The organism is Allobosea sp. P2_B12, assembly GCF_056404835.1.
This window is the reverse complement of the sequence record NZ_JBFUDG010000001.1, coordinates 884210-898768: the sequence shown is the minus strand read 5'-3', so window position 1 is coordinate 898768 and position 14559 is coordinate 884210. Positions and strand designations below refer to the sequence as shown.

The 14559-nt window shown below is 67.6% G+C and carries 13 protein-coding genes; 3 read left to right on the top strand and 10 right to left on the bottom strand.

Annotated elements, in window-relative coordinates; translation table 11 throughout:
- Positions 1-45: 45 nt before the first annotated feature.
- From AC1DYU_RS04355 to exbB, 3 genes are read right to left on the bottom strand one after another with little or no spacing between them, the layout of a single operon-like run.
- A complete protein-coding gene (locus AC1DYU_RS04355) occupies positions 46-966 on the bottom strand; it encodes an energy transducer TonB family protein (protein ID WP_476790556.1) in 921 nt (306 codons plus the stop codon).
- Positions 963-1430 carry a TonB system transport protein ExbD gene (gene exbD / locus AC1DYU_RS04350; RefSeq protein WP_476790555.1) on the bottom strand — a complete coding sequence of 156 codons (468 nt, stop codon included), beginning with the start codon at positions 1428-1430 and terminating at the stop codon, positions 963-965. The genes AC1DYU_RS04355 and exbD overlap by 4 nt, the downstream gene beginning before the upstream one ends.
- Before the next feature lie 3 nt (positions 1431-1433).
- Entirely contained in the window at positions 1434-2474 is a 1041-nt protein-coding gene (gene exbB / locus AC1DYU_RS04345; protein ID WP_476790705.1) for a tonB-system energizer ExbB, read from the bottom strand.
- A gap of 165 nt (positions 2475-2639) precedes the next feature.
- Here exbB and AC1DYU_RS04340 point away from each other — a divergent pair, with 165 nt between their 5' ends.
- On the top strand, positions 2640-3368 hold the full coding sequence (locus tag AC1DYU_RS04340; RefSeq protein ID WP_476790554.1) for a phosphoribosyltransferase family protein: 729 nt from the start codon (positions 2640-2642) through the stop codon (positions 3366-3368).
- A gap of 20 nt (positions 3369-3388) precedes the next feature.
- On the opposite strand, the gene hflX is transcribed toward AC1DYU_RS04340, so the two are convergent.
- The 7 genes from hflX to dusB all read right to left on the bottom strand — a co-directional run bounded on the left by hflX (position 3389) and on the right by dusB (position 12639).
- Complete coding sequence (hflX, locus tag AC1DYU_RS04335; RefSeq protein ID WP_476790553.1) at positions 3389-4768, bottom strand: GTPase HflX; 1380 nt, start codon at positions 4766-4768, stop codon at positions 3389-3391.
- Between the two features lie 5 nt (positions 4769-4773).
- Positions 4774-5022 (bottom strand): RNA chaperone Hfq, encoded by a 249-nt coding sequence (gene hfq, locus AC1DYU_RS04330; RefSeq protein ID WP_158482671.1) that lies wholly within the window; start codon positions 5020-5022, stop codon positions 4774-4776.
- Between the two features lie 210 nt (positions 5023-5232).
- Positions 5233-6600, bottom strand: coding sequence for a nitrogen assimilation response regulator NtrX (ntrX, locus tag AC1DYU_RS04325; protein WP_476790552.1), 1368 nt, complete (start codon positions 6598-6600; stop codon positions 5233-5235).
- Positions 6597-8888: a sensor histidine kinase NtrY-like gene (locus tag AC1DYU_RS04320; protein WP_476790551.1), complete on the bottom strand. Its 2292-nt coding sequence runs from the start codon at positions 8886-8888 to the stop codon at positions 6597-6599. The genes ntrX and AC1DYU_RS04320 overlap by 4 nt, the downstream gene beginning before the upstream one ends.
- A gap of 129 nt (positions 8889-9017) precedes the next feature.
- Positions 9018-10466, bottom strand: a complete 1449-nt coding sequence (gene ntrC / locus AC1DYU_RS04315; protein ID WP_476790550.1) for a nitrogen regulation protein NR(I) — start codon at positions 10464-10466, stop codon at positions 9018-9020.
- A gap of 20 nt (positions 10467-10486) precedes the next feature.
- Positions 10487-11593 (bottom strand): ATP-binding protein, encoded by a 1107-nt coding sequence (locus AC1DYU_RS04310; RefSeq protein ID WP_158482667.1) that lies wholly within the window; start codon positions 11591-11593, stop codon positions 10487-10489.
- Between the two features lie 53 nt (positions 11594-11646).
- A complete protein-coding gene (gene dusB, locus AC1DYU_RS04305; protein WP_476790549.1) occupies positions 11647-12639 on the bottom strand; it encodes a tRNA dihydrouridine synthase DusB in 993 nt (330 codons plus the stop codon).
- 202 nt (positions 12640-12841) lie between these two features.
- Here dusB and AC1DYU_RS04300 point away from each other — a divergent pair, with 202 nt between their 5' ends.
- Together AC1DYU_RS04300 and AC1DYU_RS04295 are read left to right on the top strand one after the other, a co-directional pair.
- Complete coding sequence (locus AC1DYU_RS04300) at positions 12842-14050, top strand: bifunctional 2-C-methyl-D-erythritol 4-phosphate cytidylyltransferase/2-C-methyl-D-erythritol 2,4-cyclodiphosphate synthase (protein ID WP_476790548.1); 1209 nt, start codon at positions 12842-12844, stop codon at positions 14048-14050.
- A 7-nt stretch (positions 14051-14057) separates the two neighbouring features.
- Positions 14058-14555, top strand: a complete 498-nt coding sequence (locus tag AC1DYU_RS04295; protein ID WP_476790547.1) for a CinA family protein — start codon at positions 14058-14060, stop codon at positions 14553-14555.
- The last annotated feature ends 4 nt before the right edge of the window (positions 14556-14559 follow it).

The window sequence follows — 14559 nt, the reverse complement described above, 5'->3', positions numbered from 1 at the left end:
GCGGTAGAGATCGATTGGCCGGGCACCGGCATCCCAGTTCGCTGCTCAGCGCGAGAACTTGACCGGAACGGCCAGCATGACGGTGCTGCCGCCCAATCCGGTCGGTGGCGCCGGAACCGGGCTGGCGCGGCGCACCATCGCCACCGCCTCCTCGTCGAGCGCCGCATCGCCGGAGCCGCTGACGAGGCGGGCCGAGAGCACGCGTCCCGAGCGGTCGATGCTGAAGGCCACCTGCACCGTGCCGGGGCTGGCCCCGCCGGGGAAGCGCTTGTAGCGGTTGAGATGCGCCAGCAGCGTACCACGCCAACTCGCCGGCGAGACGGACGGGGCGGATGAGGCACCCTGCGAAGGGGCGGCCGCGCTCGGTGCAGTCTCAGCCTGTGCCGTGGACGCGGTCGTGCGCTCGGCCGGCGGCTTGTCCTGGTTGATCGGCTTGCGGCGCTCAACCACTTGCCTCTTGGGCGGCGGCTTGCGCTCGACGACCTTGGGACGCGGCTTGGGCGCGGGCGGCGGCGCCAGCACCGCGGCAGCGTCAGGCAGCGTGGGCAATTCCGGAATCTTGATCTCGGGTTCCGGCTGCACGACGGGCTGCGGTTCCACGACCGGCGGGGGCTCGACCGGCGGGGGCTCGACAACCGGCTCGCGCGGCAGCGGCTCGGGCTCCGGCGGCTTTTCGACGACGGGTTCCGGCTGCGGCTCGGGCTGGGCCTCTTCCATCTGCGAACCGGGCGCGACCTCCTGCGGCGGCGCCTCGGGCGCGACGGCAAGCGGAGCGAGCTCAATCATCACCGCGGCTGGCGGCGTGCCCATGGCCGCCTCGGCGCGCTGCCAGCTCACGATCATCCAGCCGGCCGCACCATGCGCGCCGGCGACGACGACCATCGCCAGAGCCCATCGCAAGACCGACGGCCACAACCGGGAGCCCAGCGAGTTCGAGCGATGAGCGAGGCTCCCGAACGCGCTCATGGCTTCGCCGCTCCACCAGCAGGCGCGGCCTGGGCCGCGCCCTGCCCGGTGTCCTCGAGCCCGACCAGGCCGATCTTCAGATAACCCGCCTGCCTGAGCAGGTTCATCACCTCCATCAATTCGCGATAGGCGACAGCGCCGTCGGCGCGCAGGAAGACGCGCTGCTCGCGGTCGTTGCTGGTCCGGGCGTCGAGCGTCGGCCCGAGCGCCTCGCGCGCCACGCCGTCATTGCCCAGCGCCAGCGAGAGGTCGCCCTTCACGGTCAGGAAGATCGGCGCATCCGGGCGTGGCTGCGGCTGCGCATTCGAGACCGGGAGATCGACTGCAACATCGACGGTAGAGAGCGGGGCTGCGACCATGAAGATGATCAGCAGCACCAGGATCACGTCGATGAAGGGCGTGACGTTGATATCGGCAACCTCACCGAGGTCGCCATCCTGCGATTCCTTGAGCGAAACGGCCATGGCTCACTCCGCATGTACGCGCGGGAGGATGGCAGCCGCCTGGGGCGCCGGCTGCACCGCATGCAGGCTCGCGCGAGCCGGCGCTGCCGCCGCAACGGGCTGGCGGCGCTGGCGCTCGAGATCGCGCGAGAGGTGCTGCAGGATCTCTCCCGAGGCATCGGCCAGCGTGGCGCGGTAGCCGGTGATGGCGCGGGCGAAGACGTTGTAGATGATCACGGCAGGGATCGCCGCGACGAGGCCGATCGCGGTGGCCAGCAGCGCCTCGGCGATGCCCGGCGCCACCACGGCGAGATTGGTCGTCTTGGCCTGGCTGATACCGATAAACGAATTCATGATGCCCCAGACCGTGCCGAACAAGCCGACGAAGGGGGCGGTCGAGCCGATCGTGGCGAGAAGGCCGGTGCCGCGCGCCATCAAGCGCCCTGCCCGCGCTTCGATCCGCGACAACGCGATCGCGACGCGTTCCTTGATGCCGTCCTCGCCGAGATCCGACGAGCGTTTCGTCTCTGTCAGCGCCGCACCAAGAAGCGCGCCGACGGCGCCGCGCATCTGGCCGCCCTTGCCGGCGATCGATCCGGCGGCCTCGGCCAGGGTTGCAGCGGATTGGAGCTTGCGCAGGGCGCGACCGGCGCCGGCCTTGGCGGTGGCGAGCTCGAGCGCCTTGGCGAGCCAGATCGTCCAGGTCACCAGCGAGGCGAAGGCCAGGCCCACCATCACGCCCTTCACGACGATGTCGGCCGCCATGAACATGCCCCAGGGCGACAGATCATGCGGCAGGACCGGCAAGGCGACAGGTGCAGCGACGCTGGCTGGCGGCGCGCCGATTGGAGCAGCCGCCGGATGGGCTGCCGTCGGCGGCGCGATCCCGAACTGCGGCGGGGCCGGAGGAAGGGCCATGGTGGGGGAAGACGGCGCGACCGGCGAAGACGGCGTCGCGATAGGCGCTGGAGATGACGCGGGTGGCTGAGGTTGCTGGGCCGATGCGGGCGCCAGGCTTGCGGCCAGACAGACCAAGGCGACCGCCGCAGAACTGAACAGGAGCATCCAGAGCATGGCTCCGGTCTGGCGCGGCAACTTGAAGGACGACACCGCCTTCTCCTTGGAATAATTAAAAAAAGCCTTTGCGATCAACATGATGCGCGTAGATACGCCTCTTCCAAGCGGCCCCGCATGTCAAGGCGGCGGGCCGGGGAAGTGTCGGGCGGCAGAGTGCCGCAGGACGCAGGAGGTCGTGATCTCGGCCGACGTAACGCTGTCGTGCCCGGCGATTTGGACGGGATCAGGAAAGGCGCATTTGTCACGGCCATGTCGAGCAGGCATGAAAAGGCTGTCGAAACGGGCGAGACGGACCTGCGAATCATGGAATGCGTCAGCATCGTCACCTCGACCGACGCGCCGCCCTTTCCGGTCAGGTATCGCCGCTGGAAAAACCATCCGGCGAAAGGCGTGGATTTCCCCGACACCTCCCCGTTCGCAAGCTGTGGAGCGACCACCCGGCTCGTTGTCGATGCGCTGGCGCAGCGGCTGCCGGCGGAGACCGAGATCGTCGGTGGGATCGATGTCGGCGGGCTGGGGTTCGCCGGAGCGCTCGCCTATCGCAACGCCATCGGCCTGCTCGATATCCGCAAGGTCGGATCGATCAGGGCCGATGTGATCCGCAGCATCATGCACAATTACGAACTCGGCGATGGCGTCGCGATATCGAAGGCGAACCCGCTCGCCGGGCGCTGCGTCGCGATTATCGACGACTGCCTGATGACCGGAGGGACGGCGCTGGCCGCCGTCCAACTGGTGCGCCGGCTCGGTGCCCGGTGCAGCGCAGCTTTGTTCGTCTTCGAGCTCGACGGCATGGGCGGCCGTGCCGCGCTGGAACGGGAGGGCGTAAGCGTGTCCGTGCTCAAGACCCTGCAGCAAGCCGAGTCCAGCGAGGCCGCTTAGGGGCCTACTCCGCCGGCCGTCTAGTCCAGCTGCGCTTCCGGGAAGCGCACGCCAAACGCCCCTTCCCGCTCCGGCGGCAGCCGCACGCGCAGGGACAGGGCGCCGTCCTCCGCGTCCTTGCGTTCAAGGATCTCGCCATTGGCATGAAGCCAGGCCAGCGACTTGCCGTCGCCGGGCGCCAGCGCCAGGCGATAGACCGGCCGGCTGCGGGCGATGCGGGTTTCGATCGCATCGGTCAGGCGGCCGATCCCGTCCCCTGTCAGCGCCGAGACGAGGACGGGCCGCGAGACCTCCGACTTCAGCCCGGCGACGCCGAGCTGGCGCTCGCGCTCCTCCGGCGCCAGCAAATCGGACTTGTTCCAGACCTCGACGACGCGCTGGCCATCGTCGGGATCGATGCCGAGATCGCGCAGGATGCCCTGCACATCGGCGGCCTGAGCCTGCGTGTCCTCATGCGCGACGTCGCGGACGTGCAGCAGCACGTCGGCCTCGATCGCATCCTCGAGCGTGGCCCTGAAGGCCGCGACGAGCTGGGTCGGCAGGTCGGAGATGAAACCGACCGTATCCGACAGCATGATCCTGGCGCCATGCGGCAGCTTGAGCGCGCGCGCGGTCGGGTCGAGCGTGGCAAACAGCATGTCCTGCGCCAGCACCTCGGCCGAGGTCAGGCGGTTGAACAGGGTCGACTTGCCGGCATTGGTGTAGCCGACCAACGCAACCACCGGATAAGGCACGCGTTTCCGGCTGGCGCGATGCAGGCCGCGCGTGCGCTTGACCGCCTCCAGATCGCGCTCGATCTTGGTCATGCGCTCCTGGATGATGCGACGGTCGGCCTCGATCTGGGTTTCGCCGGGGCCGCCGAGGAAGCCGAAGCCGCCACGCTGGCGTTCAAGATGGGTCCAGGACCGCACCAGCCGGCTTTTCTGATAGTTCAGATGGGCGAGCTCGACCTGGAGCGCGCCTTCCTTGGTGCGCGCCCGGCGGCCGAAGATTTCGAGAATCAGGCCGGTGCGGTCGATGACCTTGCAGCCGAAGGCCTTTTCGAGATTGCGCTGCTGGACCGGCGAGAGCGCGCAGTCCATCACGATGAGGCCGATTTCCTCGATCTTGATGCGCTCGGCGATTTCCTCGACCTTGCCCTTGCCGAGATAGGTCGCGGGCCGAAGCGCCGTCAGCATGACCTGAATCGGCTCGACGACGGTGAGATCGATCGCAGCCGCGAGGCCTACGGCTTCGTCGAGCCGGGCCGCGAAGGAACGCTGGTTGGCGTCCGCCGCGCCACGGCGATGCTGATAGGGCCCGATGACATAGGCGCGGGTGTTGGCGGCGATCTCGCGCTCGATGGCGTCGAGCGGCTTGACCGCCGCCCGCGCCTCGTCCGCATCGCTGCGGGCGCCCATCGGGATCAGACCTTGTCCTGTTCCTCGGGCTCGAACAGCTGCACCGGATGGCCGGGCATGATCGTCGAGATGGCATGCTTGTAGACGAGCTGGGAATGCCCGTCGCGCCGCAGCAGGACGCAGAAATTATCGAACCAGGTGACGACGCCCTGCAGCTTCACGCCATTGACGAGGAAGATCGTCAGCGGAATCTTCTGCTTGCGTACATAGTTGAGGAACGTGTCCTGTAAATTTTGTGCCCGCTCTGCGGCCATGGGTAGCCCCTGTTGTTGGGATCGCTCATCGGGTTCAGGCCCACGATCCATTTCGTCCCGTTCGCAGCGCAGGCGAGTGCCTGCCGCTTCGGGACACCGACATCTCATTAGATCGTCGAGTCAGCCGACAACGCAAGTGCAACATTGCCTTGCATCGCGGCGATCGGCCTGCGTCGCGCGCAGGCCGGCATGCAGGACGCGCCTGCCGCCTCAGCCGACGCCGAGCGATTTCAGCTTCCTGTGCAGCGCCGAGCGCTCCATGCCGATGAACTCGGCCGTGCGCGAGATATTGCCGGAGAAGCGGGCGATCTGCGCGATCAGGTATTCGCGTTCGAAGATCTCGCGGGCATCGCGCAGCGGCAGGCTCATCAACCGCTCGCCGCCGGAGCCCGATGGCGTGGTCGGCACCATCGCGCCGACCTCGGCCGGCAGCATCTCGACCGTGATGTCGGCGGTGGGATCGCCCTTGGTCAGGATCATCAGCCGCTCGACATTGTTGCGCAACTCGCGGACGTTGCCCGGCCATTCATGCGATTGCAGCACGGCCATCGCATCCGATCCGATCCGGCGCTTGGGCAGGCCCGACGCGACCGATATCTGGTCCATGAAGAACTCGATCAGCTCCGGCACGTCCTCCCGCCGCTCCGACAGGGCCGGCACCTTGACCGGCACGACCGAGAGGCGGTGATAGAGGTCCTCGCGGAAGCGGCCGTCGGCGATGAGCTGCGCGAGGTCGCGGCTGGTCGAGGAGACGATGCGGACATCGACATGGACGCGGGTCGCGCCGCCGACGCGCTGGAAGTTCTGGTCGACCAGCACGCGCAGGATGCGGCTTTGCGTCTCGCGCGGCATGTCGCCGATCTCGTCGATATAGAGCGAGCCGCCATGGGCCTCCTCAAGCGCACCGACGCGGCGCGAACGGCCCTCGCCTGCCTCGACGCCGAAGAGTTCCTCCTCCATCGTCTCGGGCGTGATCGTCGCGGCGTTGATCACGACGAAGGGGCCAGAGGAGCGCGTCGAGGCTTCGTGCAGCGTGCGCGCGGCGAGTTCCTTGCCGCAGCCCGGCTCGCCGGTGATCAGCACGCGCGCATTGGTCGGCGCGACGCGCTCGATCGTCTGGCGGAGCTGGTTGACCACGGTCGAGCGTCCGACAATGCGGCTGGCCTGGGTCGAGCCCTTCTTGAGCTCGCGGACCTCGCGCCGCAGACGCGACGCCTCCAGAGCCCGCTCGGCGACGAGCACGAGCCGGTCGGCCTTGAAGGGCTTCTCGATGAAGTCGTAGGCGCCGCTTTTGATCGCCGAGACTGCGGTCTCGATGTTGCCATGCCCGGAGATCATCACCACCGCGAGATCAGGATGGCCCTGCTTGATCAGTTCGAGCACCTGCAGGCCGTCGAGGCGGCTGCCCTGGAGCCAGATGTCGAGAAAGACGAGGTTCGGACGCCGCGCGGCGATAGCCGCCAGCGCCTCGTCGGCGGAGCCTGCCTTGCGCGTGCGATAGCCCTCGTCCTCGAGCAGGCCAGCCACCAGCTCGCGGATATCGGTCTCGTCGTCCACGACCAGAATGTCAGCGCTCATACTTGTATCCCATCCTGCGTTTCCCGCGCCGCCGCACGAGCCGATCCTTGGTCGCCACGGTTGCCGTCGGGGTTCTCATCGGGGGCCGGCCCGGTCTCGGGGAACCAAAGCCTGACGCGGGCGCCGCGCAGGCCCTCGGTGGCATCGGGCCGGTCCAGCAGTTCGATGCCGCCGCCATGGTCCTCGAGGATCTTGCCGACGATGGCGAGGCCCAGGCCGGTGCCGCCCTCGCGCGTGGTGATGTAGGGCTCCAGCAGCTTCTGGCGCTGGTCGGCGGGCAGCCCCTTGCCGTTATCGACGATGTCGATGACGATCCGGCCATCCTCGCGCCGCTCGAAGACGACGTCGATCCGGCCGGGACCGCGTTGGTCCATCGGCACGGCCTCGATCGCCTCGGTCGCATTCTTGATCACGTTTGTCAGCGCCTGCGAGATCAGCCGCCGGTCGAACTGGGCGAGCACGGATCCGTCCGGCAGGTTTTCCGTGATCGTCAGTTCCGGATTGCCGACGCGCATCAGGAAGACGATCTGGCGCACCGTCTCGGCGATGTCGTCACGCATCAGAGAGGGCTTCGGCATCCGCGCGAAGGACGAGAACTCGTCGACCATGCGGCGGATATCCTCGACCTGACGCACGATCGTTGCCGTGCACTGGTCGAAGACCTCCTTGTCCTCGACGATGACCTTGCCGAATTTGCGCCGGATGCGCTCGGCCGAGAGCTGGATCGGGGTCAGCGGGTTCTTGATCTCATGGGCGATGCGGCGCGCGACATCGGCCCAGGCCGCGGTGCGCTGGGCCAGGACGAGGTCAGTGATGTCGTCGAGCGTGACCACGAGGCCGGCACCGGTGCCCTCGCCTTCGCGCACCGCCCGGACATTGACCATTCGGTCGCGGCCACCGCGCGTGATCGCGATCTGGCCGGCGCTCTGGCGCTGGCGCCCCTGCAGCGCTTCGGCGACGAAGGCCGCAATCTCGGGCGCGACCAGCGAAATCGATTCGCCGAGCAGCCGCCCACCGGTGCCCAGCAGGCTTTCGGCAGAGCGGTTGATGATCGTGATGTGGCCGTCAACGTCCAGGCTGAGCACGCCCGAGGAGACGCCCGACAAGACGGTTTCGGTGAAGCGCCGCCTGCGGTCGATGACCTCGCTGGCCGTGACCAGCCCGTCGCGCTGCCGGCGCAGTTCGGCTGTCATCTTGTTGAAGGTTTCGCCGAGATGAGCGAGGTCGCCCTCGGATCTTCGGATCGGCACCTGGACATAGAAATTGCCGCTGGAGACCTGGTCGGTGGCGTGGATCATCCGCCGGATCGGGGCGACGAGGCCGTTGGCGAAACTCAGGCCCAGCCAGATCGCAGACAGCAGCAGGATCACCGCGATCAGCCCGTACATCGAGGCGAAGGCAATCTGCACGCCCTTGCGGCGCGCATCGATCGAGAGGTATTCCGCCGCCGCCGCTCGCGCCACGGCCGGGAACTCGACCGCCAGCGGGTCGACCTCGCGTGCAATGTGCAGGAAGGCGTTGTCATAGGCCGGCAGCTTGACGAGCGCGCCGAAGATGCGGCCGCTCGAAGGAATGACGCAGATGGGCTCGGGGGCCGACTGGGCGTCCTCGAACGCAGCCGCATCGGGCTTCGGTGCGCCGCGCAGCACGTCGATATTGGCCCGCGCCAGCACCTTGTCCGGCGACTGCATGATCGCGACGACCGGAACGCCGAGCGCGGTCGCCCGCGAGGTGAGGAAGGTGTCGAACCATTTCCGGTCGACGTCATAGGCGGGCTTCGCCCGCGAGAGGTCGTCGGCGAGCAGGCGGATTTCGCGGCCGAGCGATTTGCACTGCGACCCCGCATAGGCATCGGCCACGTCGACGGAGCGGAAGATCGCATCGCGCATCCGGTCCGAGAACCACGGTTCAAGACCGCGCTCGATGGTGACGGTGGCGATCACCGCGACCAGCACGGCCGGCAGCGCCGCGATAATGCTGAACAGGCTGACGATGCGCACATGCAGCCCGGCAGCCGCGGCACCCGCCCGGCGCGCGCGGATCAGCACGGCCGCCTCGAAGGCGACGACGACCAGCAGCAGCAGAATCAGGAAGGCGTTGAGGACGAAGACGCCGACGACGACCTCGTGGACCGGGGCGACGGGCGTGACCCCCGACAGGACGAGGAAGGTGACGAGCCCCGAGACGAGCGCGAAGACGACAACAGTGGCCCCGAGCCAGCCGGAGACGCGGCGCGGCGTATCCTCGGCGCGGGGTACGATCCTGGCGTCACTGGCAGCGGTAGACACGATTTCGAACAACTCCCGTACAGCCGGAGTCCTGAACGGATCCGGTTGGCGCGCGGCACTGATGCGCCGCCGCAACGGTGTTGTCAAAATATGACATATGAAAGGCGGGCTTCAGGCCACCCGTCCTAGTCAGCGTGGCGAGCGCACCACCTGCATGTCGAGTTCGCGGATTTTCTTGCGCAGCGTGTTGCGGTTGAGGCCCAGCAACTCCGCCGCGCGGATCTGGTTGCCGCGCGTCGCCGCGAGCGCTGCGGCGATCAGCGGCGGCTCGACCTCGCGCAAAATGCGATGATAGAGACCGGGCGGCGGGATGTTGTCGCCGAACCCGCCGAAATACTGAGTGAGGTGGCGCTCGACGGAACCGGACAGGGTCTCGGCGCGCTCCTGCGACGAACCGCCGGCAAAGCTCGTCGTCGCGCTCGCCGGCTGCAACTCGGCATCGACGATGGGCGCCGTGATGGTCTCCTGGGGATAAAGTGCCGCCAGACGTCGTACGAGATTCTCAAGCTCGCGAACGTTGCCCGGCCAGCGATAGCGACGCATCACGTCCATCGCTTCCGAATCGATCTGCTTGCGCGGCAGCCCCTCCTTCTCCACTAGCGTGAAGAAATGACGCGCCAGATCCGGAATGTCCTCGACGCGTTCGCGCAGGGGTGGCAGCCGGATCGGCACCACGTTCAGCCGGAAGAACAGATCCTCGCGGAACAGCCCCTGGGCGATCGAGATGCGGAGATCCTTGTTCGTCGCGGCGACGATGCGGACATTGGTCTTGATCGGCGTGCGGCCGCCAACGGTGGTGTATTCGCCCTGCTGGAGCACGCGCAGCAGGCGCGTCTGAGCTTCCATCGGCATGTCGCCGATCTCGTCGAGGAAGAGCGTGCCACCCTCGGCCTGCTCGAAGCGGCCCGACGAGCGCGTCAGCGCGCCGGTGAAGGCGCCCTTCTCATGGCCGAAGAGCTCCGATTCGATCAGGTCCTTCGGGATCGCCGCCATGTTGATCGCGACAAACGGGCCGTTCTTGCGCTTGCCGTAATCGTGCAGCGCCCGCGCGACCAGTTCCTTGCCGGTGCCGGACTCGCCGTTGATCATCACGGTCAGGTCGATCGGCATCAGCCGGGCCAGTGCCCGGTAGACGTCCTGCATCGCCGGCGACCGGCCGATCAGCGGAATGTCGTCGGGCTCGGAGGCTGGGCTGCGGCCGCTGTCGCCGCGCGGGCGCGACAAGGCGCGGCCGACGATCGCGACGAGCTCCTTCAGGTCGAAGGGCTTTGGCAGATATTCATAGGCGCCGCGCTCGGACGCCTTGATCGCCGTCATGAAGGTGTTCTGCGCGCTCATCACGATGATCGGCAGATCGGGCCGCACGCGCTTGATGCGCGGCAGCAGGTCGAAGGCATTGCCGTCGGGCATCACCACGTCGGTGATGATCAGGTCGCCCAACCCCTGCGCGGCCCAGGTCCAGAGCGTCGCCGCCTGGCCGGTCGTTCGCACCTCGTATCCCGCCCTGGCAAGGGCCTGATTGAGCACGGTGCGGATCGCGGCATCGTCGTCCGCGACAAGAATGTTACCGGTCGGCATTCACTGTGGTCCTGTAGGCCTTACGCTGTCTGCCGCGCCCGAAGTTGGTGCAGCGGCAGCAGAATCCTGAACGTCGTGCGGCGAGAGACGGATTCGCATTCGACGATTCCGCCGTGATCGCCGATCACCTTGGCGACAAGTGCAAGTCCAAGGCCACTGCCCTGCGCCTTGGTCGTGACGAAGGCATCGAAGAGATGGGGGAGCAGGTCCGGCGGCACGCCCGGCCCGTTGTCGCGGATGCCGATTTCGAGCGGCAGGGCGATTCGGCTCGACGAGCCCGCGAGCTGCATGCGGATGCCGGGCCGGTAAGCGGTGGTCAGGGTGATCTCGCCGTCGATCGACTGGGTTCCGATCGATTCCGCAGCATTCTTGACCAGATTCAGCAGGACCTGGACGAGCTGGTCGCGATTGCCGGAGACGGGAGGCAGGGAGGGATCGTAGATTTCGTTGAAGCGGATATGCCGCGCGAAACCCGACTGCGCCAGCCGCTTCACATGGTCGAGCACGTCATGAACGTTGACCGGGTCGCGCTCGGTCGGGCGTTCGTCGCCGAACAGCTCGACCCGCTCGACCAGCTTCACGATCCGGTCGGTTTCATCGCAAATCAGCTGCGTCAGCATGCGCTCGCTATCGGGAACGGTCGCTTCCAGAAGCTGGGCCGCCCCGCGAATGCCCGAAAGCGGGTTCTTGATCTCATGGGCGAGCATGGCGCCGAGCGCCGTGATGGACCTTGCTGCCCCCCTGTGGGTCAGTTGTCTGTCCATTTTTTCGGCAATTGTCCGTTCTTGAAGCATAAGGACGACGGTATCGCCGTGACCGGGCAGCGGCGATGCAAAAACATCGACCACCCGATCGGAGCCGAGGCGCGGCGAGCCCAGGTCGAGCCGGTACTCGCTGACGCTCGAGCCACGCCGCTGGACCTCCTCGACGAGGGCAAGGACCGGCGAGCCGAAGGCGATCAGGTCATCGATGCGCTGGCGCTTGAGCACGACGGCGCTCGACTGGAAGAAATCCTCGGCTGCGGTGTTGGCGTAGAGGATGCCATGGCCTTCGCCGACGACCACGACCGGCATCGGCAGGACGTTGAGGGCCTGCATCTCGATTGGATCGAGCAGGTATTCATCCATGCTCTTCCCGCCACTCTCCGCGAACGCCATCGTCATACGCGTTACCCTTGGTTTCAGGCCGCAACGCGGCTGTATTCGGGAGAAAACAGGCGCGTCAGCGCCTCAATGACCTGGCGCGGCTCGTCTGCCGTGAGGAGGATTCGGCGCCGGTCCTGGTCCGGGATGCCGCCGCTGGCGACCGCGTCGTCGGCATAGGCCGCCAGGTGCTTGCGCGCATGGCGCACGCCATGGGCCTGCCCCATCAGGCTGAGCAGGCCCTCATAGTGCTCGCGCGCCATCGACAGCTTTTGCGCGAGCGTGAGCTCGGGCGCTGTCCGTCCAGCCAGCTGAGCGCCGATCGCGCCGACCAGCCAGGGGCGCCCCAACGCTGCCCGGCCGACCATGACGAAATCGGCGCCGGACTGCGACAGGCAGGTTTGCGCGTCTGCGACGTCATGAATATCGCCATTGGCGACGAGCGGAAAATCGCCTGCTTCGCGCACCGCGCGGATCGCGGCCCAGTCGGCTACGCCCTTGTAGAACTGCTGACGCGTGCGACCATGCACGGTGATCATCCGGGCGCCGGCCGAGACGGCGCGCCGCGCAAGTTCCGGCGCATTGCGCGAAGCATCGTCCCAACCCAGGCGCATCTTGACTGTCACCGGCACCTTCACGGCGGCGACGGCGGCCTCGACCAGGGACACGGCGTGGTCGAGATCGCGCATCAGGGCCGAGCCGGCCCAGCCGCCCGTGACCTTCTTGGCCGGGCAGCCCATATTGATGTCGACGATCGCGGCGCCATTCGCCTCGGCCAGACGCGCCGCCTCGCCGAGCCAGTGCGGATCGCAGCCTGCGAGTTGCACGACATGGGGCGAAATACCGGCGCCTTCGGCCCGAATGCGCGCTTCCTCGGAGCCGCGAACGAACTCGTCCGATGCGACCATCTCCGAGACGACGAGGCCGGCGCCGTGGCGGGCGGCGATGCGGCGCATGACGATGTCGGTCACGCCGGACATCGGAGCCAGGAACGCGCGTGACACCAGCTCTGCGCGAAGCGGAGAGGTCATGTCAGAGCCTGAATTTGAGGCAACCTGCATTGTGCATATTTATTGGACATTGCTGCAGGAGCGCAAGAGCCCTCGCCCGATATTGCATTGCGTCATTGCCGCACCCCTTGCCGCACCCCTTGTCGCACCTTGCCGCGCCGTTTCCGGCTTGGCGATCCCCGCTCCTGCGACTATCACCGAACCTCATGCAGGACCAATAGCCGTGCCCGCCGAACCACATGACAGCACCCTGCCCGTCGCGGCGCTCATTGTCGCAGCCGGTCGCGGACTTCGCGCCGGCGGCGATGGCCCCAAGCAGTATCGCCTGATCGGCGGACGACCGGTTCTTGATCACGCGCTGGCGCCGTTTTTGGCGCAGCCGACTATCCATCGGATCGCGGTGGTGATCGGTGCCGGCGACGAGGCACGCTATGGAAGCGCAGTCGCCCATATCACCGACGACCGGCTGTCGCCGCCGACACCGGGAGGCGAGACGCGCCAGGACTCGGTCCGGCTGGGTCTCGAGGCGCTGGCGGAGGCGGGCTTCGACGGCCTGGTCCTGGTCCATGACGCTGCCCGCCCCTTCGTCTCCGCCGCGCTGATCGGTGCCGCGATCAAGGCCGTCGGCACCGACGGCATCGCGGCGATCCCGGCCCTGCCGGTCACGGACACGATCAAGCGTATCGACGCCGCCGGCCAGATCGCCGAGACGCCGCCGCGCGACCGGCTGGTCAGCGTGCAGACGCCGCAGGCCTTCCGGTTTGGGGCGCTGCTGGCGGCGCATCAGGCGGCTTTCGCCGCCGGCCAGGCCGGCTTCACCGACGACGCCGCGCTGATGGAATGGGCCGGACATCCCGTCACGACCTTTCCAGGCGAGCCCGCCAATGTGAAGCTGACCCATCCCGAGGACTTCGTCCGCGCCGGCGCGTCAGCCGGAGCCAGTCTCGTCGTTCGCGTCGGCACCGGCTACGACGTTCACGCCTTCTCTGATGGCGACCATGTCTGGTTGGGCGGCATTCGCATCGCGCATGATCGCGGCGTGCTGGCGCATTCGGACGGCGACGTCGCACTCCACGCCCTGACCGATGCCCTGCTCGGAGCCCTGGCCGAAGGCGATATCGGCACGCATTTCCCCCCGAGCGATCCGCAATGGAAGGGCGCCGCCTCGCATCGCTTCCTGAGCTTTGCCGCAGAGCGTGTACGGCAGCGCGGCGGGCGCATCGATTTCCTCGACCTCACCATCGTTTGCGAGGCGCCCAAGGTCGGGCCTCATCGCGAAGCAATCCGGGAGGCCATCGCAGTGGCCGCGGGGATCCGCGTCGATCAGGTCGCCATCAAGGCGACGACCTCGGAGCGGATGGGTTTCACCGGCCGCAGGGAAGGCCTTGCGGCACTCGGCACGGCGACGGTCCGGCTGCCGGAACAGGAGTAGCGGCGGCATGTTCGACGCAGAGACCACAAAGCTTGCCACTGCCGTGCTTGAGGTATGTCGACGCGCAGGCGCCACGGTCGCGACCGTCGAATCCTGCACGGGCGGGCTCGTCGGCGGCGCGCTAACGGCGATTGCCGGCTCGTCCGACGTCGTGCTCGGCGGGCTGATCACTTATTCCAACGCGGCCAAAATAGCGCTTGCCGGCGTGCCAGTGGAATTGCTCGACGCTCATGGCGCGGTCAGCGAGCCGGTGGCGCGGGCCATGGCGACGGGTGGACGGACGGCCTTGTCCGCCACGCTGTCCGTCGCGATCACCGGGATCGCCGGCCCGGGCGGCGGCAGCATTGGGAAGCCGGTCGGGCTGGTTCATTTCGCCTGCGCCGGCCCGGGCGGCACAGCCCATCGCGAACAGCGCTTCGGGCCGCTGTCGCGCGACGAGATCAGGCGGCTTTCGGTGCTGACCGCACTCGAGCTATTGCGCGAAGCCGCGACGGCTCTGCCCTGAGCGG

Bases quoted from the DNA above. Each gene is read 5' to 3' on its own strand.
- AC1DYU_RS04355 (WP_476790556.1), bottom strand. From the start codon at position 966: ATGAGCGCGTTCGGGAGCCTCGCTCATCGCTCGAACTCGCTGGGCTCC.
- exbD (WP_476790555.1), bottom strand. From the start codon at position 1,430: ATGGCCGTTTCGCTCAAGGAATCGCAGGATGGCGACCTCGGTGAGGTT.
- exbB (WP_476790705.1), bottom strand. From the start codon at position 2,474: ATGCTCCTGTTCAGTTCTGCGGCGGTCGCCTTGGTCTGTCTGGCCGCA.
- hflX (WP_476790553.1), bottom strand. From the start codon at position 4,768: ATGGGCGCCCGCAGCGATGCGGACGAGGCGCGGGCGGCGGTCAAGCCG.
- hfq (WP_158482671.1), bottom strand. From the start codon at position 5,022: ATGGCCGCAGAGCGGGCACAAAATTTACAGGACACGTTCCTCAACTAT.
- ntrX (WP_476790552.1), bottom strand. From the start codon at position 6,600: ATGAGCGCTGACATTCTGGTCGTGGACGACGAGACCGATATCCGCGAG.
- ntrC (WP_476790550.1), bottom strand. From the start codon at position 10,466: ATGCCGACCGGTAACATTCTTGTCGCGGACGACGATGCCGCGATCCGC.
- AC1DYU_RS04310 (WP_158482667.1), bottom strand. From the start codon at position 11,593: ATGGATGAATACCTGCTCGATCCAATCGAGATGCAGGCCCTCAACGTC.
- dusB (WP_476790549.1), bottom strand. From the start codon at position 12,639: ATGACCTCTCCGCTTCGCGCAGAGCTGGTGTCACGCGCGTTCCTGGCT.
- AC1DYU_RS04295 (WP_476790547.1), top strand. From the start codon at position 14,058: ATGTTCGACGCAGAGACCACAAAGCTTGCCACTGCCGTGCTTGAGGTA.